This window comes from Pseudomonas sp. TH49 (genome assembly GCF_016650625.1).
GTDB lineage: Bacteria > Pseudomonadota > Gammaproteobacteria > Pseudomonadales > Pseudomonadaceae > Aquipseudomonas > Aquipseudomonas fluorescens_H.
The window spans coordinates 1082392-1101004 of sequence record NZ_JAEKFL010000001.1 but is presented as its reverse complement, the minus strand read 5'-3'; the positions used below and the strand labels follow the sequence as shown (position 1 = coordinate 1101004).

Sequence of the window (18613 nt, the reverse complement as noted above, 5' to 3'; positions counted from 1 at the left end):
CCGGATGCCGACATGACTGCCCTGAAGAACGACCGTTTCCTCCGCGCCCTGCTCAAGCAACCTGTAGACGTCACCCCGGTGTGGATGATGCGCCAGGCCGGCCGCTACCTGCCTGAATACCGCGCCAGCCGTGCCCAGGCCGGTGATTTCATGAGCCTGTGCATGAATCCGGAATTCGCTTGCGAAGTCACGTTGCAACCGCTCGACCGCTACCCGCAACTGGACGCGGCGATCCTGTTTTCCGACATCCTCACCATCCCCGATGCCATGGGCCAGGGTCTGTACTTCGAGACCGGTGAAGGCCCGCGCTTCAAGAAAGTCGTCAGCACCCTGGCGGACATCGAAGCGTTGCCGATCCCTGATCCACACAAAGACCTCGGCTACGTGATGGACGCGGTCAGCACCATCCGCCGCGAGCTGAATGGCCGTGTGCCGCTGATCGGTTTCTCTGGCAGCCCGTGGACCCTCGCCACTTACATGGTTGAAGGCGGCTCGTCGAAAGACTTCCGCAAGACCAAGGCGATGCTCTACGACAACCCGCAAGCCATGCACCTGCTGCTGGACAAGCTGGCGCAGTCGGTGACCTCGTACCTCAACGGCCAGATCATGGCTGGCGCGCAAGCGGTGCAGATCTTCGACACCTGGGGCGGCAACCTGTCGGCGGCGGCGTACCAGGAATTCTCCTTGGCCTACATGAAGAAAATCGTCAGCGGCCTGATTCGCGAGCACGACGGTCGCAAGGTGCCGGTGATCCTCTTCACCAAGAACGGCGGCCTGTGGCTGGAAAGCATCGCCGAGGCCGGCGCCGACGCATTGGGTCTGGACTGGACCTGCGACATCGGCAACGCCCGCGCCCGCGTCGGCGACAAGGTAGCCCTGCAAGGCAACATGGACCCGACCGTGCTCTACGCCAAACCGGAAGCGATCCGCACCGAAGTCGGGCGCATTCTGGCCAGCTACGGCAAGGGCAGCGGCCACGTATTCAACCTCGGCCACGGCATCACCCCTGAGGTCGATCCGGAACATGCGGGCGCGTTCCTGCGCGCGGTGCATGAGTTGTCGGCGCAGTATCACGAGTGATCGACGCGCAATAGAAAACGCCCGGCTTATGCCGGGCGTTTTTTTTCCACAATCCAACGTCGGACGCGGATCAATTGTAGGAGTGAGCCTGCTCGCGATAGCGGTAAGTCAGTCGCCAGATGTGTTGGCTGACACACCGCTATCGCGAGCAGGCTCACTCCTACAGAGTTTTGCGTCAGGCTTTGACTCCGCCGAGCGGCGGCAACTTCGCCAGTTTCAACGCCACCCCCAGCGCCACCAGCAACAACGCGCCAATGAACAACCCAATCCCGTTCCAGCCGCCCAAATGCCAGAACACCCCGCCCGCCGTGCCGGCAATGCTGGAGCCTGCGTAATAACTGAACAGGTACAACGACGACGCCTGGCCCTTGGCCTTCAGCGCCCGCCGGCCGATCCAGCTGCTCGCCACCGAGTGCGCGCCGAAGAAGCCGAAGGTGAAGATCAGCATACCCACGATCACCAGCAGCAGTGGGGTGAACATTGTCAGCGCGAGGCCGGCGAACATCAGGGCAATCGTCGCCCACAGCACTTTGCGCCGCCCCAGTTTGTCCGCCAGCGAACCGATCTTCGCCGAACTGTAGATGCCCGACAGGTAAACCACCGACAGCAAGCCGACGAACACCTGATCAAGGTTGTACGGCGCGGCGAGCAGGCGATAGCCGATGTAGTTGAACAGGGTGACGAACGCCCCCATTAGCACGAACGCCTCAAGAAACAGCAGCGGCAGACCGGCATCGCGAAAGTGCATGGTGAAGCCGTCGAGCAGACTGCGCGGGTGCAGCGAGCGCGAGCGGAAGTTGCGCGACTCGGGAAGGATTTTCCAGAACACTGCCGCCGCAATCAGCGCCAGAGCGCCGATCACCAGCATCGCCGTGTGCCAGCTGACAAAGTCGATCAGCACCCCGGTGATCAATCGCCCGCTCATCCCGCCAATCGCGTTGCCGCCGATGTACAGGCCCATCGCCAGGCCGATGTGCTGCGGGTGGATTTCCTCGCTCAGGTAAGTCATCGCCACGGCCGCCAGACCGCTCAGCGACAGCCCGATCAACGCACGCATGATCAGCACGCCGTGCCAGCTCGGCATCATCGAGCTGGCGATGGTGCACAGCGCGGCAGCGAACAGCGCTGCGACCATCACCGGTTTACGCCCGATCCGGTCGGAAATCGGTCCGGTGATCAGCAGACCGAAGGCCAGCATGCCGGTCGCCACCGACAGAATCAGGCTGCTCTGCGCGGCATTGATCGAATACTCGTGGGACAGCAGCGGCATCATCGGCTGCACGCAGTACAACAGGGCGAAGGTCGCGAAGCCGCCGCTGAACAGCGCCAGCACCGTGCGCATGAACATCGGCGTGCCTTTTTCGATGTAGATCTCCTGCAGCTCGGCGATCACATCGTCGGCTGCGGCAGGCGGGACTTCATGGGCCAGGGGGGCGACAACTGTTTTCACTTCAGACCTCGGAGGGCACGGCCAGGCAGGCAATGAAAAAATCATATAGCTGGCTAATGTTTCTATCCAATATATTGTTCGACCTGTTTGATAGCTTTAACGACCTAATGGGGTTTCCATGGAATTGCGTCATCTGCGCTACTTCATCGCCGTCGCCGAAGAACTGCATTTCGGCCGCGCCGCACAGGTGCTGGGGATCTCCCAGCCGCCGCTGAGTCAGCAGATTCAGGCGCTGGAGCAAGAGGTCGGCGCGCGGTTGTTCGAACGCACCAATCGTCGGGTCGAGCTGAGCGAGGCCGGCCGATTGTTTCTGGAGGAGGCGCGGCTGGTGCTGGCGCAGGTCGACAAAGCGGCGGACGTTGCCCGGCGTGCGCAACTCGGTGAACTCGGCGAATTGAAGATTGGCTTCACCTCTTCGGCGCCGTTCAACTCGACCATTCCCCAGGCAATTTTTGCCTTTCGCCAGCGTTTCCCGGCGGTGCATCTGAATCTGCGGGAGATGAGCAGCACGCAAGTCGCCGAAGGGCTGGTGGATGAGTCGATCGAGGTCGGCATCATGCGTCCACTGGGTCTGCCGGATTCGCTGAATGTGGTGGAGCTGATGCGTGAGCCGCTGGTGGCGGTGCTTGGTTCCAAACATCCGCTGGCGCAGGGCAGTGAGGAAGGGCTATTCCTCTCGGCGCTGGCGCTGGAGCCGTTCGTGTTCTTTCCGCGCAGCTACGGCAGCGGGCTGTATGCGCAACTGCTCAGTCTGGCCCGCGATGCCGGGTTCAGCCCGCACTTCGCCCAAGAGGCCGGGGAGGCGATGACCATCATCGGTCTGGTCGCCGCGGGGCTGGGGGTATCGGTGTTGCCGGCGTCGTATCAGCGGATGCGCATCGACGGCGTGGTCTACCGGCCATTGCTCGATCCGGAGGCGGTGTCGGCGGTGTGGCTGGTGCAGCGCAAGGATCAGAAATCGCCGATGGCCAAGGCGTTTGTCGAACTGCTGACGCGCAAGGTTGAGCCTTCATCAGTGTGATGCCTGCCGGCCTCTTCGCGAGCAAGCCCGCTCCCACCCTGGAATACGTTCCCCTGTGGGAGCGGGCTTGCTCGCGAAGACGCCCGCCCAAACACCACATTTCTCAGGGCAACCGCACCAAATCCCCCTTCAACGCCACCCGCGTCACAAACACCCCGGCCCGGCACTCATAGGTATTCAAATCCTTGCGCACATGCTGGTCGTAATAACTGACGATATTGACCACCGCATTCGCCCCGACCCGCTTGGCATCGGCCTGCAACTTGATCAGGTTCGACTGCAGCACCCACTCGCAGGAATCGTGATCGCTCTTGTTGAAGCCGTTGGTGCGTAAATCGCTGACCACATCGCGGCGCAACAACTGCTGGGTGCCCTGCGGCCCATTGCCGATCAGATAGAACTTCACACTGCCATCCAGCCGCCCGGCGCGAATCGCATCCGAGAGCACGGTTTCGAACGGCATGTACATCAAGTTGGTGGCGTGGCTGGCGCTGGGCAATAGCCCGAGGAGTGCGACGGCGATCAGGGCTTTCACTTGCATGGTCATCTCCTTGACGGTGAAAGAGAACCGCGAGTGTTCGAACGATGGGCTCGCCGTTCCGGCAGGCATGACGCGGCAACCTGCCAGAGCGAGTGTAGATGCTGAAAATGAAAAGGGCGCCGAAAGGCGCCCTTGGTCGTTTCTGGCAATTATTGAACCGTCGCCAGATCACCCTTCAACGCAACACCGGCCATGATCGCGCCGGCGTGGCATTCGTAGTTCTTCGCGTCTTTGTGCTCGTTGCTCTTGTAGAAGCTGACGATATTGGTCACGGCGTTGGCGCCGGCGCTTTTGGCGGCCTGGTGCAGGCTGATGATGGCCGATTGCACGACCCATTCGCAGGCTTCCTGATCGGTCTTGTTGAAGGCGTTGGTCTTTTTGTTGGTCACGGCGCCGCTGCTCAGAACGGTGACTTTACCGGGCGGTGTGGTGCCGGCCAGGTAGAACTTTACGCTGCCGTCGATCTTGCCGCTGCGGGTGGCTTCGGCAACCGCTTTGTCGAACGGCAGCATGACCTGTGTATCCCGGGCCTGGCTGACTGCCGGCAGGGCGCAAAGCAGCAGGGCGGTGATGGCGAGTTTGTTGAAACGCATGGAGGTCTCCTTGACCTGGATTGATTCGGTTAAGGCCAGCGACGGAAAATCAACGAGGTGTTGACGCCACCAAAAGCGAAATTGTTGTTCATCACGTACTCGTGGTGCATCGGGCGGAATTCGCCGCGCAGGTAATCGAGCTTGCCGCAGTGCGGGTCGACCTCATCGAGGTTGAGCGTGTGCACGTACAGGTCGCGATTGAGCATTTCGATGCTGAACCACGACTCCAGCGCGCCGCAGGCCCCCAGCGTGTGGCCGAGGAAACTCTTCTGCGAGCTGATCGGCATGTGTTCGCCGAACAGACTGCTGGTCGCCAGTGTTTCGGCAATGTCGCCCTGTTCAGTAGCAGTACCGTGACCGTTGACGTAACCGATGGCGTCCGGCGTCAGTCCGGCGTCTTCCAGTGCCAGTTCCATGGCGCGGCGCATGGTGATCTGCTCGGGGCGGGTGGTGTGCTGGCCGTCGGCGTTGCTGCCGAAACCGACGATTTCCGCGTGGATCCGCGCACCCCGGGCGAGGGCATGCTCCAGCTCTTCGAGCACCAGCATGCCGCCGCCTTCGCCGATCACCAGACCGTCGCGGCCCTTGTCATACGGGCGTGGGCTGGTCTGTGGCGCATCGTTTTTCAGGCTGGTGGCGTAGAGCGCGTCGAAGACCATGGCTTCGGTCGGGCACAGCTCTTCGGCACCGCCGGCGAGCATCAGTGGCAGCCGCCCGAACTTGATCGCTTCATACGCGTAGCCAATGCCCTGACTGCCGCTGGTGCAGGCGCTGGACGTCGGGATCAGCCGCCCGGTGAGGCCGAAGAAGATGCTGATGTTGGCCGCGGTGGTGTGCGGCATCATCCGCACGTAGGAGTTGGCGTTGAGGCCTTCGGCCACCGAGTTCAGCAGCATGTTGCCGAAGGCCTTGATCTCGTCGGTGCTGCCGGTGGACGAACCGCAGGCCACACCCATGCGCCCGTCCTTGATCGATTCGTCGCCGAGCAGGCCGGCGTCGGCCAGCGCCTGTTCCGCCGCGCCCACCGCCAGCCGTGACACCCGGCCCATGCTGCGCAGTTGCTTGCGGGTCCAGTGCGGCGGTACGACAAAATCATCGATCGGCCCGGCCAGACGGGTGTTGAGTTCGCTGAAGCGGTCCCACTCGTCCATGCGGCGGATGCCGCTGCGGTTGGCCGCGAAGTTGCCGGCGATGGTCTGCCAGTCGCTGCCCAGCGAGGTGATGCCGGCCATGCCGGTGACGACGACGCGCTTCATCAGCACAAGCCTCCGTTGACCGCCAGGACCTGGCGGGTGATGTACGAGGCTTCCGCCGACATCAGGAAATTAACCGCAGCGGCCACCTCTTGCGGGGTGCCCATGCGTTGTGCGGGGATCATTTTCATCAGCTCTTCCACCGGCACGTTTTCGTCGAGCATCGCCGTGTCGATCAGGCCCGGCGCGACGCAGTTAACGGTGATTTTGCGCTTGCCCAGTTCGATCGCCAACGCTTTTGCCGCACCGATCACCCCGGCCTTGGAGGCGCTGTAGTTGACCTGGCCCCGGTTGCCGATCAATCCCGACACCGAGGTGATGCAGACGATCCGACCGGCGGCGCGACGACGGATCATCGGCATCATCACCGGGTGCAGGACGTTGTAGAAACCGTCGAGGTTGGTACGCAGCACCACGTCCCAATCGTCGTCGCTCAGCGCCGGAAAAGCGCCATCACGGGTCAGGCCGGCGTTGAGCACCACGCCGTAATAGGCGCCGTGGGTTTCGACGTCGGCTTCGAGAATGGTCTTGCAGGTTTCGCGGTCGGCGACGTCGAATTGCAGGATGCGCGCGTTGCGGCCCAGCGCTTCGACTTCGGCTTTCACCGCTTGGGCTTCAGCTACGCCGCTGCGGCAATGCAGGACGATGTCGTGCCCGGCCTGCGCCAGACGCAAGGCAATGGCGCGGCCGATGCCACGGCTGGAGCCGGTGACCAGCACGGATTCAGTCATCGTTCGACTCTCTGTTTTGTTCAAGGTATTGGCTGGGCTGCGGCGGGCGGAACACGTTCAGGCGGGCGCTGGCCTCGATGCCGGGGGCGTTGATGTGGCATTCGAAAACACCCATGCCGTTGTCGTCTTCCAGCGAACGAATGCCGTGGATGGTCAGTTCGCTGCCGGCCGGAAACGCCTCGACGTTGCACTCGAACTTGCGGGTGCCGAGGAGGAAGCCCAATTCCACCGGTTTGCCCTTCAAGCGAGCATGACAACCGGCGAACGCGGCGACGCTCTGCGCCATCAACTCGATGCCGACCCACGCCGGCAGGCTGCCGTCGGGCAGGCTGAACAGGCCGTCGGGCTTGACCGTGAGGCGGGTGTGGATCTGCTCCTCGTCGAAGCTGAGGATGCGGTCGATCAGAATCATGTCGCCAGCGTGGGGCAGCAGTTCGGCGAGCGGCCAGTCGTTCATGGGGCGTCTCCGATAATCAGGCTGACGTTGTTGCCGCCGAAGGCAAACGAGTTGCTCATCAGGTAGCGGGGTGCAATGGACGACAGGCGTTCGCTCGCGGTCACCCACTTCAGCGCCGGCAAGTCGGGGTCGGGTTGGGCATCCCAGACGTGTGGCGGCAAGGCTTGCTGCGGGTTGTCGGCGCTCAGGCTCAGCCAGCAGAACGCTGCTTCGAGGGCGCCGGCCGCGCCGAGGGTGTGGCCGGTCATCGGCTTGGTCGACGAGCAGGCCACGCCGTCGGGGAACAGCGTGGCGACGGCCAGACTTTCCATCGCATCGTTGTGCTGGGTCGCCGTGCCATGCAGGTTCAGGTAGCTGATTTGCGTCGCTTGCAGCTGTGCGCGGCTCAAGGCTTTCTGCATCGCTTGCAGGGCGCCGCGACCGCTCGGTTCCGGCGCGGAAATATGGTGCGCGTCGGAGCTGGCGCCGCTGCCGAGCAGGGCAATGGCCGGGCCGTCGCTGCGCTGCTTGCTCATCAGGAACAGCACCGCCGCTTCGCCGATGTTGATGCCATTGCGGTTGGCCGAGAACGGATTGCAGCGCTCGTCGGACACCGCTTCCAGCGCGCTGAAACCGTTGAGCGTGAGTTTGCACAGGCTGTCGACCCCGCCGCACAGCACCGCATCGCACAGGCCCAGATTGAGCAGACGCTGCGCGCTCATCAACGCCCGCGCACTGGACGTGCAGGCGGTGGAAATCACATAGGCCGGGCCGCTGAGTTGCAGCCAGTCGGCGAGAAAATTCGCCGGGGCGCCGAGTTCCTGTTGCCGATAGTCGTACTCGGCAGGGAACTGCTGCTCGCGAAGATAGTGCGCCAGACCGCGGCTGGCCTCGTCGATCCCCGAGGTACTGGTGCCGAGCACCACACCGATGCGCGCGCGGCCATAGGTCTGGATCGCCCGGTCGATGTCCTCGCGAATCTGCAGCGCGGCTTCCAGCAGCAGTTGATTGTTGCGGCTGCTCTGGTCGGCCAGTTCGGCCGGAATCGCCGCCAGCTCAACGTGCACCGCGGCCACCGGCAACTCACGTCCGGCCACCCAGCCTGACTCGTGGCGCATGCCCGAGCAGTCACCGGCAAACAGGTTGTGCGCGACCTGGTGCTTGTCGCGGCCCAGTGCGCAGATCACGCCGAGGGCATTGAGGTAGGCAGTCATGGTGTCGGTTCACCGAGGGGAGAAACCCGATAGTGCGGGCCTTGGGGCAGATTCAATTCGAAGCTCAACGGTTGTGCATAACGGATCGCCCAGCGCGGCGCCAGCGTGCGTTGCTCGCCCTGCTGCTGCGCGGCGGGGTAATTGCGCGCCAGTTCGCCGGAGGGGGTCAGGGCGAACAGCAACGCGGCAAACAGCTCCCGGGCTTCCGGATTGGGCGGCAGCAGCCCGTCGGCCTGCCAGCGACCGTCGATCAGCTGCTGACGCGCCTGGGGGATGCCCAGCGGGTCCATCATCGACCAGCGGATGCCGGGGCCTTCGCGTTGGATCACCAATAGCCAGTCCTGACGTTGATCGGCTTGCTGGCGTTCGATGTGCAGTTGCAGCGGTAACGGCAGCGTCGGGTTGCTCGCGGGCAGCGGGGCCTGGTTGGCGCATCCACTTAGCAGGGCAATCATCATCAACATCAGCCACACCGCAAACCTTGTAGGAGTGAGCCTGCTCGCGATGACGGTGGCACATTCGAAAAACATGTTGGCTGACCTACCGCTATCGCGAGCAGGCTCACTCCTACAGGTTATGTGTCGCATCAGAGACCACCTTCAAGCGGCTTGCGGGCGACGACATTCACCAAGGTTTCCTCACGCTCGCCAAACGGCTTCGGCCGGCGCAATCCGAACCGCTCCAGCAAGCCGAAATCCTTCGAACGGCTCCACCACAAATACGGGTACGAGACATTGCGCTCGCCAAACTCGAAACCCTGTTGGCGAATCATCTCGAGGTACTGCGCCGCGCTCTTCTGCACATGCATCGGATGGCGGAACAGCCAGCGGATCACCCAAGTATCAATGTAAGCCTCGGTGGACTCGGCGAACAGCAGATAACCGCCCGGCTTCAGTACGCGGTAGAACTCGGCGAGGGCTTTTTCCTGTTCGACCAGATGATGAAAGGTCTGGTGGCAGAACAGCAGGTCGACACTGGCATCGGCGACGTTGAGCGTCGCGCAATCGCTACCGATCAACTCCACGTCGAAGCCCTGCCGCGCCGCTTCTTCGGCGCTCAGTTGCAGGCTGTGCGGATCGGCGTCGATGCCGATCAGACGCTGTGGGGCGAAGGTCTGGCGCAGATGGCGGAACGATTTGCCCTGACCGCAGCCGGCATCCAGCAGCACCGGATGGGCCGGCAGCGACTCGCTGAACAATCCGCGCAAATCGTTGATCGCCACGCGCAGCACATGGTGCTGCCAGGTGTGACTGCGCAGGAACCAGAAACCGAAGCGGGTTTCCTCGACGTAGCTGTCGCTCAAGTAATTCATGGGGCGTCCTTTGCACAGAGTTCGGAAATCATCTTCAACCGGCGGCGTGCTTCGCTGACGAACGGGTTGCGTTCATCCCAGGCGTAACCGGCGAGGATCGAGCAGATCATCCGGCGAATCTCCGCCTGACTGTCTTGGTAAAAGATCACGTCCTGAAAGGTGCCGGCGTACCAGCCCTCGACGTAGCAGCGGAAAGTGTCGACTCCGCGCTTGAGCGGTTCGGCGAACTCGCGCTGCCAGTCGACGGTTTCGCCCTGCAACTGCCGGTGCAAGACCGCCGCGGCCATGCTCGCCGAACGCATGGCGATGGTCACGCCCGAGGAGAACACCGGGTCGAGAAATTCTGCGGCGTTGCCAAGCAGGGCGAAGCCGGGGCCGTGCAGGGTTTTCACATTCGCCGCATAACCGCCGAGGGTGCGCGCCGGGGTGTCCCACACCGCGTTGTTCAATACACCGGCGAGGCTCGGGGTTTCGGCGATGAAGCCGCGCAGGCAGGCATCCAGATCGCTGTCGCGCCCCTGGAAGTGTTCGGCGGCAGCCACCACACCCACCGAGCAGCGACCGTTACTGAACGGGATCGTCCAGAACCAGATGTCGCGGTGCTCAGGGTGGGTGGTGACGAGGATTTTCTCGCGGTCGAAGGCCGGGTTGTCGATGTGATCTTCAACGTGGGTGAACACCGCTTGGCGCACCGGGAAATTCGAGGGTGCTTCCAGATCGAGCAAACGCGACAGCACGCGCCCGTAACCGCTGGCGTCCAACACAAAATCCGCTTCGACGCGGTACTCGCTGCCGTTCTCGCGCAGCACGTCGAGCTGCGGTCGGGCCCGGTCGAAATCGACGCGGACGATGGCATCGCCGTAGCGGATTTCGGCACCCTGCAATTCAGCCTGATCGGCCAACAGCTTGTCGAAGTCGGCACGTTGCACCTGGAATGTGGTTGGCTTGCCTGCGGTGAAGGTGTCGCTGAAATCGAAGGCACTGTAGCGCTCGCCCCAGGCGAAGGCAGCACCGGTCTTGCGCTGGAACCCGGCGGCGTTGACGGCGTCGAGCATGCCGGCCTCTTCGACGAAATCCAGGCAATGGCTGAGCAGGCTCTCGCCGATGGAAAAACGCGGAAAGTGCTGGCGCTCGATCACCAGCACATCGTGGCCCTTGCGCTTGAGCAGCGCGGCGGCGATGGCGCCGGACGGTCCGGCACCGATAATCACGACCTGACGGGATTCCATTTCAACGATTGGCACGTGAGCTCCGGGGCAATGGGTGTTGCAGATTCAGGGGCGCGCGATGCAGGCCGATCAGGGCCGGCAACAGCGTCGCGATCAGGCCCATCAGCATCAGCGCGAAGTACAGCGCCGGGCTGATGAGCTGTTGTTGCAGCAGCAGGTTGAGAAAGACGATTTCACTCAGCCCGCGAATATTCAGCAGCACGCTTTCGCGCCAGCGGCTCGCGCCTTGGAAGGAAGCACCGGCCCAGCCCAGGCCGAGCCAGTTGCCGAGCAGTTTACTGGCAATCGGCAACAGCAGCAGCGCCGCCCATTGCACCGCGCCGAGGCTGGCGAGGGCGCTGTGCACGTCGATCTGCACGATGCCGAAGGTGAGGATCAGCGGGATCGCGATCCACGTCTGCAAACGGCTCATCCACCGCGCCGGCAATGGCAGCACCAACGGCACCTTCAGCAAGGCCATGCACAGCAGATAACCGATGCCGAAAATCAGCGCGTTGAGTTTGTAGTGCTCGGCTAGCACCAGCAGCGCGAAGAAGCCGAGGCTGTAAGTCAACGGTCGCCGCACGCGCAACAGATGCAACAGCAGCGGCACGCAGGCCAGACCCAGCGGCAGCAACAGGCTGCTCAGATGCAGGCTGCCCTGAGCGAGGCCGAACAGCGTCCAGCAGGTCAGGTCGATGAGGATTGCAGTCTGCACCAGACGCCGGGTGGCGGCGGGCGGATAATCGATGTGGCGCAGGTACAGGTACAGCACCGGGATCGCGGTAATCGCGAACACCAGACCGATCGCCATCGAGTTCAGCCACGGTTGCGCCGGCAGCAGCCAGCAGGCGGCGGCCAGACCGCAGGCGAACGGCACGACAAAACTCGGCACGGCGATTTTCACGCTCTGGCGGTCCAGTCGCAGGTCGATCACATCACTGAGAATGTGCCCGAGCAACAGCGCGAAACTCAGGCTGTAGAGGTCTTTCAGCCACCCCGGCGCAATCAGTTCGGCACCGCTGAGTTGCCAGCCCGGCTCGATCCAGAAGTACATCAGCAGCGGCAATCCGAAGCTGGCCAGCAGCAACTGGCTGACGATCGGGATCAGGCCGAAATGCCGACCGACACGGGTCGCCACAGCGAACAGCGCCAGGGCCAGCAGCCAGAAACCGACGACCATCACGCTGCCGGCTCCGCGACGCCGGCGCTGTGGACGTGACGTCCGGCCCACGGCGCCAGAATGAAACTGAACGCCAGCCCGAGGCTCACCGCCAGGCCGAAGTTGCTCACCGCCGGCGTGCTCGACACCGCCAGCAAACCGAACGACAACCAGGTCGTCAGCGCCGCCAGCAAGGTGCCGAGCAGACTGACCGCCGCACCGCCGACCTGCTCACGCATGAGAATCGCGTAATCGACGCTGATCGCCGTTACCAGCAGCAGGCCGAACAGGCTGAACAGGGTCAGCGGTTGACCGAGCCAACCGAGGCTGGCGAGGCTGCACAGCGCCGCCAGCAACGGCAGGGCGACGATGCGCAATGCGCCGCCGAAGCCGAACGGCACGATCAGTACCAGTACGATCAGCACGCAGGAGGCGAGTTTCAATTCGGCGGCGCTGATCTGAGTGGCAGCGAACACGTTGTTCAATTCGCCGAGACGATCCACCAGCATCACGCCCGGCAAGTCCAGGGCCTGCACCCGCAGCAGTGACGGATTGTTCAGGCCTTGCAGGCTGGTCATCGCCGCCACGCCGTCAGCGGTCGGGCCGAGCCACAGCGTGCGGTAAGGCTCGCCCAACGGCCCGGCGAGTGCCGCGTCGATGTCCTCGGCGGGCAGGCTCTGCAACTGTTGCAGTTCGGTTTGCAACGCCGCGAGCGGTACGCCGAGGTCGAGCAGTGGCTGCCAGTATTGCGGCAGTTTGCTCAGTGCTTCGCGAACCTGCTGTTGCTGGCTCGGCGGACTGAGCAGTTGATCGAGGGCCAGATAGCCTTGCAGTTTGTCGAGGTTGACCAGTTGCTGCAGGCGTTCGCTTAACGCGGCCTGACGCTCCAGCAGTTGCTGCTGATTGGCGGCGCGCACGAGGAAGAACTGGCTGGTCGGCTGATAGCCGGTGATGCGTGCGATGGTCTGCGCTTCATCGGTCAGGCGTTGTGGCGCACCGACCCACTGGCGGATGTCGTTCTTGCTTTGCAGCTGCACCAGACCGCCAACGCAGAACGCGACCAACAGCGCCAGCAGCACCGGGGTGCGCACGTGTTCGAGCAGAGTTTCGCGCAGTTGCACCAGACGCTCGGCCAGACGCAGCGGCCATTGCGCCGGAACCAGTTCAACATTTTTCAGCAGGGCCGGCAGCAGGCACACTGCCGACAGGTACGCACCGAGCAAACCGGCGGCGGAGAACACCGCGATTTGCGTCAGCGCCGGGAAGGGCGTCCAGGCCAGCGCCAGATAACCGATGGCGCTGGTGATCAGGCTCAGCGTCAGCCCGGAGAGTGTCAGGCGCAGGGCTGGCCAGCTGCGCCACGGCTTCAGGCTCCAGCTTTTCGACAGATAGTGCAGCGGGTAATCCACGGCCACGCCGATCAGGCTGGAACCAAGCACCAGCGTCATCACATGCATGTGGCCGAACAGCGCCACGCAAGCCACCGCGCCGAACAGCATCCCCACCAGCACCGGCACGAACGCCAGCAACACCCGCCAGCGGCGAAACACCAACAGCAGCAACAGCAGAATACCGAGGGTGGCGCCGCCGCCGACCCAGGTCATTTCGCGGGTGGCTTGTTGCTGACCGTTGGCGGCGTACAGCAGACCACTGGCGGCCAACAGTTGCACGTCGGATTTCGCCGCCTGCTCGCGACTGTGCTGCAGCAGATCGGCGACTTTCAGCGGCAGGTTCATGTCGAAGGCATTGCCGGTGGTGCGCGCGCGCAGCAGCACCCAGCTCTTGCCATCGGCATCGGCGACCAGTGCGCCGCTGCCGATGTCCAGTTGCACCGCGCCGTGCTTCGGCTGGCTGTTCTGGATACGCCCGGTGAGACCCAGCCAGTCGTCCTGGCTCGGCACCAGGGTAAAACCGTTGAACGGATCGAACAGTGCCTGCACCCGTTGCTGAATGAACGCATCGGGATGCTCGGTCAGCAGTTGCCGATCATCCGCCGAAAGCATCGCCAGTCGCCCTTGCAGCAATTGTGTGCGCAGCGCTGGCAGATCCGCCTGCAGGTTCCACTGGACCTTTTCGAACAGACCGCTGGCCTGCCATTGCTCGCCGAGGGTCTGCGCCATGGCCACCGCTTGCTGGTGATCGGCGTGGCCGACCAGCACCAGCATTTCCCGATTGAGCGGTTCCTGCATGCGCTGTTCGGCGCGCAGTTCGAGGGCGTCAGGGTTGGTTCCGGGCACCAGTTCCATGAGGTTGGCCGACAGCGGCGCACCGTCGCGCCACTGCCACCCGGCCAGCGCGACGACCGCCAGCAGCAGGATCAGGAACAGCCACGGCAGCCTGCGTTCACTCGGCAAAGTCATGTTGCTCCGTGTCGCTCAACGGTTGACCGGCGCTGCTGTCTTTCATGCGCAGCACGGTGCTGTCGCCCTGGGTTTCCAGCAGTTCGATGGTCTGCACCAGTTCACCGCCGTCGATATTGATCTGTTTGAACACTTGCTTGAGCAGCAGCGAACGCGGGGTCAGAGTGAGTTTCCACTGCTGTGCATCGCCGCTCAGGGCCAGCTCGAAATCCCGTTGCAGGCCGCTGCTGTCACCTTGCAGCACGGCGAGGAACAAGCGGTTCTGCTCGGCCCCGGCGCTCTTGTTCGGCAGCAACTGCCAAGCGTTGCCGTCACGACGGGCGATGCCGTTGGCGGTGATGCGGTAATCCTGTTGCAGCGGGGTCTTGAGCAGCCAGAGCAGGCCGTGATTTTTCGCCAGGACAAAGTTGCCCTTGCTGATCAACGGTTGAGGCAGGGCGCGCAGATGTTTTTCCTGAATGAACTGGCCGTGGATTACCTGCGGTTTCGCCAGTTGCTCGCTGAGCTGTTGCAGGTCGAAGGCGTTGGCCAGCGTCGACACGGCGAGCAGCGCCATCGCGCCAAGGCATTTGCAGAACAGGTTCATCGCAGCATCCTTTCCACCGCATCGGTGAACACTTTGGGTGAGGCCAGTTGCATCTCGCGGCTGCTGATCTCGACCGCCACCTGCACCGAGCTGGCACGGGTCAGGCGCTCACCGGTCTGCAGGTCGGTGATCAGATAGTTGATCTTCAAGCGGTTCTCCCACTCCACCAGACTGGCGCGTACGTTCAAGCGCTGACCGAACACCGCGCCACGTACATAACGCAGTTGCAGGTCGATGATCGGCCACGCGTAGCCGGACTCGGACATCTGCGTGTAGTTGTGGCCGATCTGGTCGAGCAGCGCGCAGCGCGCCACTTCCAGGTATTTGACGTAGTGCCCGTGCCAGACCACGTGCATGGTGTCGACGTCAAAGAACGGCACGAGGATTTCCGTGTCGGCGTGCAGCACTCCGGCGCTACGCATGCAGCCTCCAGTGTTGCTCGGCGATGCGTTGCAGGCACAGGCGCAGTTCGCCTTCCAGCGCGCGGTCTTCGATGACCGGCGGGAAGTCCTTGGCCAGCTCTTCGTGCATGGCGGCCAGCGAAGGTGGCAGCGCGCGTGCGCCTGCGCCTGCATCGCGACCGCGCAACCAGACGCCCTGATTGGCCGCGAGCAACGTGGCGGCGGCGACCTGTTCGGTCAGTTCCAGTACGCGGATCGCGTCGCGGGCGGCGATGGTGCCCATGCTCACCTTGTCCTGGTTATGGCACTCGGTGGAGCGTGAGAACACGCTGGCCGGCATGGTGTTTTTCAGGGCTTCGGCGGTCCAGGCGCTGGTGCCGATCTGCACGGCCTTGAAACCGTGATTGATCATGGCGCGATCCGCCGGGGCGCCGGACAGATTGCTCGGCAAACCGTGGTTGTAGCGCTCGTCGACCAGCAACGCGAGCTGCCGGTCGAGCAGGTCGGCGACGTTGGCCACCAGATTTTTCAGGCTGTCCATGGCGAACGCGATGTGCCCACCGTAGAAGTGCCCGCCGTGCAGCACGCGCTCGGCTTCGGCGTCGATGATCGGGTTGTCGTTGGCGCTGTTGAGTTCGGTCTCGATGAACGAACGCAGCCAGTTCAGGCTGTCGGCGAGCACCCCGAGCACGTGTGGGGCGCAGCGCAGCGAGTAGCGATCCTGCAGGCGATGCAGCGGCGCGGTCGGCGCGTCGATCGCCAGATCCTTGCGCAGCCATGCGGCGACTTGCATCTGCCCCGGATGCGGCTTGGCGGCGAACAGACGCTCGTCGAAGTGTTCCGGATTGCCTTGCAGCGCGACCACGTTGAGCGCGGTGATGCGCGTGGCCAGTTGCAGCAGATAGTCGGCGCGGGCGAAGGCGAGGCAGGCGAGACCAGTCATCACCGCCGTGCCGTTCATCAAGGCCAGCGCTTCTTTCGGGCGCAGTACCAGCGGCGTCCAGCCGAGTTCGCGATGCACATCGGCAGCCTGCCGGCGTTCGCCACAAAACAACACTTCGCGCTCGCCGGACAGGGTGGCGGCGACGTAGGACAGCGGCGTCAGATCGCCGCTGGCCCCGACCGAGCCTTCTTCGGGGATCAGCGGCAGGATGTCGTGTTCAAGGAAGGCGTGCAGGCGCTCCAGCAGTTCGATGCGCACCCCGGACACGCCGTGACACAGCGACTGCAACCGCGCCGCCAGCACCGCGCGGGTGGCTTGCGGGTCGAGCAGTTTGCCGAGGCCGCAGCCGTGGAAGGTGTAGAGATGACGCGGCAGTGCCTCGACGTGATGCAGCGGCACCGCGACCACGCAGGAGTCGCCGTAACCGGTGGTCACGCCGTAGATCACGCCTTCCTTGTCCAGCAGCGAATCGAGAAACCGCGCGCCTTTGGCGATGCGCTCGCGGTAGGCGGCGTCGCTCTGCAACTGCACGGGCGCTTTACGGTTGGCCAGGGCCAGCACGTCTTCGATGCGCAAAGGGCGTTCGCCGAAGGTTACCGGCTCATGGGTTGGCGTCGTCATCGGTCTTCCAGAAAGGGTAAAAGTTGAACCATTGGTGCGGGGCTTCGAGGCAATAGTGACTCAGGCGCTGCGCGTAGCGGGTAGCCCACTGATGAATGACCTGCTCGCGCTCGCGGCGCGTCCACGTCACGCTGTCGGCGAACGGTTCGAGAGTCAGGCGATAGTGGCCGTCCGCTTGTTTCAGGCACATCAGCAGATTGACCGGGCATTTGAGCAAACCGGCGAGCAGCCACGGGCCTTGCGGAAACGCTGCGGGGTGGCCGAGAAAGTCCACGCTGACGCTGCGCCCGCCGTGCAACGGCACGCGGTCGCCGGCAATCGCCAGCCATTCGCCGCGCTCCAGGCGTTCGTGCAGTTGCAGCATGATCACCGGGTCCAGTTCGCTGACCTGAATCAGGCGCAGATTGGTCGCCCCGGCTTCACCCAGCAAGCGGTTGAACTGCTCGGCGTGCTTGGTGTGCACCAGCACGTTCATGGTGACCTTTTCGCCGATCTCCGCCAGCGCCCGGCACACCTCGAGGTTACCCAAGTGCGCGCCGACCAGCAGTTGCCCGCGACTGCCGCGCAACTGATTGCGCAGCAGTGCCGGGTCGATGATTTCGATCTGCTCGATGCGCAGCTTGCCGTTCCACACGTCGAGCTTGTCGAGCAGCGAATCGGCGAACGCCATGAACTGGCGGAACACGCTCCAGTAACTCGGGCGCAATTCGGCGCGGTTGCTCCAGTCAGCCAGCCGTTGCTGGTATTGCCAGGCACTGTGGCGCGCGGTGCGGCCGAAGAGGAAGAAGTACAGGACGATCCCGTACAGCAGCGGACTCAGCAGGCGCCGGCCAAGCACTTTGGCGGCGAACGCGGTGAATTTCATCAGCAGGAAGCTGCCGCGCTCTTCGCGGTCGGCCCAGTGCTTCTTGTCGGTCTCGACGCTCATGCTCGCCACCGGCGCCAGAGGATGACGGGCAGGCGCAGCAGCATGCCGAAGAACAACCGGGTGTGCATGCTGGAAATCAGCGCGTTGTCGTGGAACAGGCGGAAGTGTGAGACGCCGTCCAGCGGGTAGTGCACGCTGGTCTGCAACCAGCGCATCGGCTGGTTGCGCCACGACAGGCGCACGAGGATGTCGGAGTCGAAATCCATACGCTTGCCGACCCGCGCCGAGTCGATCAGCGCCAGCGTCGGGGCCAGCGGATAGACGCGAAAGCCGCACATCGAATCGCGAATCTGCAGCGACAGCGTGTTGATCCAGACCATCACGTGGGTCAGATAACGCGCGTACAAACGGCCCTTGGGCACGCTCTCGTCAAACAGCGGATAACCGCAGATCATCGCGTCCGGGTGGGCGCGGGATTCCTCGACGAAACGGGCGACGTCGTGCAGGTCGTGCTGGCCATCGGCATCAACCTGCAAGGCATGAGTGAAGCCCAGCCGCGCCGCTTCGCGCAGGCCGGTCATCACCGCGCCGCCCTTGCCCTGATTGAGGGTCAGGCGCACCAGATGCACGTGGTCGCGTTCGGCCAGAGCATCCAGCACTCGCGCGCAGGACGGGGTGCTGGCGTCATCCGCCAGAATGCACGGCAGGCCTTGGGCGAGCAGGGCGTCGACCACGGTGCCGATCGCGGTTTCATGGTTGTAGACCGGAATCACGGCGCAAGGGTTATGCATTGACCACATCCCCACTGTGGCGAGGGAGCTTGCTCCCGCTCG

Annotated in this window: 19 protein-coding genes; 2 read left to right on the top strand and 17 right to left on the bottom strand. The window is 63.6% G+C overall.

Annotation, left to right across the window (positions count from 1 at the left end):
• Positions 1–12 precede the first annotated feature (12 nt).
• Positions 13–1080 carry a uroporphyrinogen decarboxylase gene (gene hemE / locus JFU48_RS05030; RefSeq protein ID WP_103485588.1) on the top strand — a complete coding sequence of 356 codons (1068 nt, stop codon included), beginning with the start codon at positions 13–15 and terminating at the stop codon, positions 1078–1080.
• Positions 1081–1255: 175 nt separating this feature from the next.
• Here hemE and JFU48_RS05025 read toward each other — a convergent pair whose 3' ends face one another.
• Entirely contained in the window at positions 1256–2530 is a 1275-nt protein-coding gene (locus tag JFU48_RS05025) for an MFS transporter (protein ID WP_201135998.1), read from the bottom strand.
• Positions 2531–2648: 118 nt separating this feature from the next.
• Here JFU48_RS05025 and JFU48_RS05020 point away from each other — a divergent pair, with 118 nt between their 5' ends.
• Entirely contained in the window at positions 2649–3551 is a 903-nt protein-coding gene (locus JFU48_RS05020; RefSeq protein WP_103485586.1) for a LysR family transcriptional regulator, read from the top strand.
• 103 nt (positions 3552–3654) lie between these two features.
• Here the strand turns inward: JFU48_RS05020 and JFU48_RS05015 are convergent, their stop codons facing one another.
• The 16 genes from JFU48_RS05015 to JFU48_RS04940 form a co-directional block, all read right to left on the bottom strand.
• A complete protein-coding gene (locus JFU48_RS05015; RefSeq protein ID WP_201135997.1) occupies positions 3655–4092 on the bottom strand; it encodes an excinuclease in 438 nt (145 codons plus the stop codon).
• Between the two features lie 149 nt (positions 4093–4241).
• Positions 4242–4685: an excinuclease gene (locus JFU48_RS05010; RefSeq protein WP_103485585.1), complete on the bottom strand. Its 444-nt coding sequence runs from the start codon at positions 4683–4685 to the stop codon at positions 4242–4244.
• A 29-nt stretch (positions 4686–4714) separates the two neighbouring features.
• Positions 4715–5941, bottom strand: coding sequence for a beta-ketoacyl-ACP synthase (locus JFU48_RS05005; RefSeq protein WP_103519989.1), 1227 nt, complete (start codon positions 5939–5941; stop codon positions 4715–4717).
• Positions 5941–6669 (bottom strand): 3-oxoacyl-ACP reductase FabG, encoded by a 729-nt coding sequence (gene fabG, locus JFU48_RS05000; protein ID WP_003220919.1) that lies wholly within the window; start codon positions 6667–6669, stop codon positions 5941–5943. Before fabG ends, JFU48_RS05005 begins: the two co-directional genes overlap by 1 nt.
• Complete coding sequence (locus JFU48_RS04995; RefSeq protein WP_201135996.1) at positions 6662–7126, bottom strand: hotdog family protein; 465 nt, start codon at positions 7124–7126, stop codon at positions 6662–6664. Before JFU48_RS04995 ends, fabG begins: the two co-directional genes overlap by 8 nt.
• Positions 7123–8319, bottom strand: a complete 1197-nt coding sequence (locus JFU48_RS04990) for a beta-ketoacyl-[acyl-carrier-protein] synthase family protein (protein ID WP_201135995.1) — start codon at positions 8317–8319, stop codon at positions 7123–7125. The genes JFU48_RS04995 and JFU48_RS04990 overlap by 4 nt, the downstream gene beginning before the upstream one ends.
• Entirely contained in the window at positions 8316–8906 is a 591-nt protein-coding gene (locus JFU48_RS04985; protein ID WP_201135994.1) for a hypothetical protein, read from the bottom strand. Before JFU48_RS04985 ends, JFU48_RS04990 begins: the two co-directional genes overlap by 4 nt.
• Positions 8906–9631: a class I SAM-dependent methyltransferase gene (locus JFU48_RS04980; protein WP_201135993.1), complete on the bottom strand. Its 726-nt coding sequence runs from the start codon at positions 9629–9631 to the stop codon at positions 8906–8908. The genes JFU48_RS04985 and JFU48_RS04980 overlap by 1 nt, the downstream gene beginning before the upstream one ends.
• Complete coding sequence (locus JFU48_RS04975) at positions 9628–10875, bottom strand: NAD(P)/FAD-dependent oxidoreductase (RefSeq protein WP_201135992.1); 1248 nt, start codon at positions 10873–10875, stop codon at positions 9628–9630. Before JFU48_RS04975 ends, JFU48_RS04980 begins: the two co-directional genes overlap by 4 nt.
• A complete protein-coding gene (locus JFU48_RS04970) occupies positions 10862–12022 on the bottom strand; it encodes a sodium:proton antiporter (RefSeq protein WP_201137057.1) in 1161 nt (386 codons plus the stop codon). Before JFU48_RS04970 ends, JFU48_RS04975 begins: the two co-directional genes overlap by 14 nt.
• Positions 12022–14361, bottom strand: a complete 2340-nt coding sequence (locus JFU48_RS04965; RefSeq protein WP_201135991.1) for an MMPL family transporter — start codon at positions 14359–14361, stop codon at positions 12022–12024. Before JFU48_RS04965 ends, JFU48_RS04970 begins: the two co-directional genes overlap by 1 nt.
• Positions 14345–14947: an outer membrane lipoprotein carrier protein LolA gene (locus JFU48_RS04960; RefSeq protein WP_201135990.1), complete on the bottom strand. Its 603-nt coding sequence runs from the start codon at positions 14945–14947 to the stop codon at positions 14345–14347. The genes JFU48_RS04965 and JFU48_RS04960 overlap by 17 nt, the downstream gene beginning before the upstream one ends.
• Positions 14944–15369, bottom strand: a complete 426-nt coding sequence (locus JFU48_RS04955; RefSeq protein WP_027611337.1) for an acyl-CoA thioesterase — start codon at positions 15367–15369, stop codon at positions 14944–14946. The genes JFU48_RS04960 and JFU48_RS04955 overlap by 4 nt, the downstream gene beginning before the upstream one ends.
• Complete coding sequence (locus JFU48_RS04950) at positions 15362–16912, bottom strand: HAL/PAL/TAL family ammonia-lyase (protein ID WP_201135989.1); 1551 nt, start codon at positions 16910–16912, stop codon at positions 15362–15364. The genes JFU48_RS04955 and JFU48_RS04950 overlap by 8 nt, the downstream gene beginning before the upstream one ends.
• The gene (locus JFU48_RS04945; RefSeq protein ID WP_201135988.1) at positions 16893–17840 is read right to left on the bottom strand and encodes an LpxL/LpxP family acyltransferase; all 948 of its coding nucleotides are present in this window, start codon (positions 17838–17840) and stop codon (positions 16893–16895) included. The genes JFU48_RS04950 and JFU48_RS04945 overlap by 20 nt, the downstream gene beginning before the upstream one ends.
• Positions 17837–18571: a glycosyltransferase family 2 protein gene (locus tag JFU48_RS04940; protein WP_103485573.1), complete on the bottom strand. Its 735-nt coding sequence runs from the start codon at positions 18569–18571 to the stop codon at positions 17837–17839. The genes JFU48_RS04945 and JFU48_RS04940 overlap by 4 nt, the downstream gene beginning before the upstream one ends.
• Between the last annotated feature and the right edge of the window lie 42 nt (positions 18572–18613).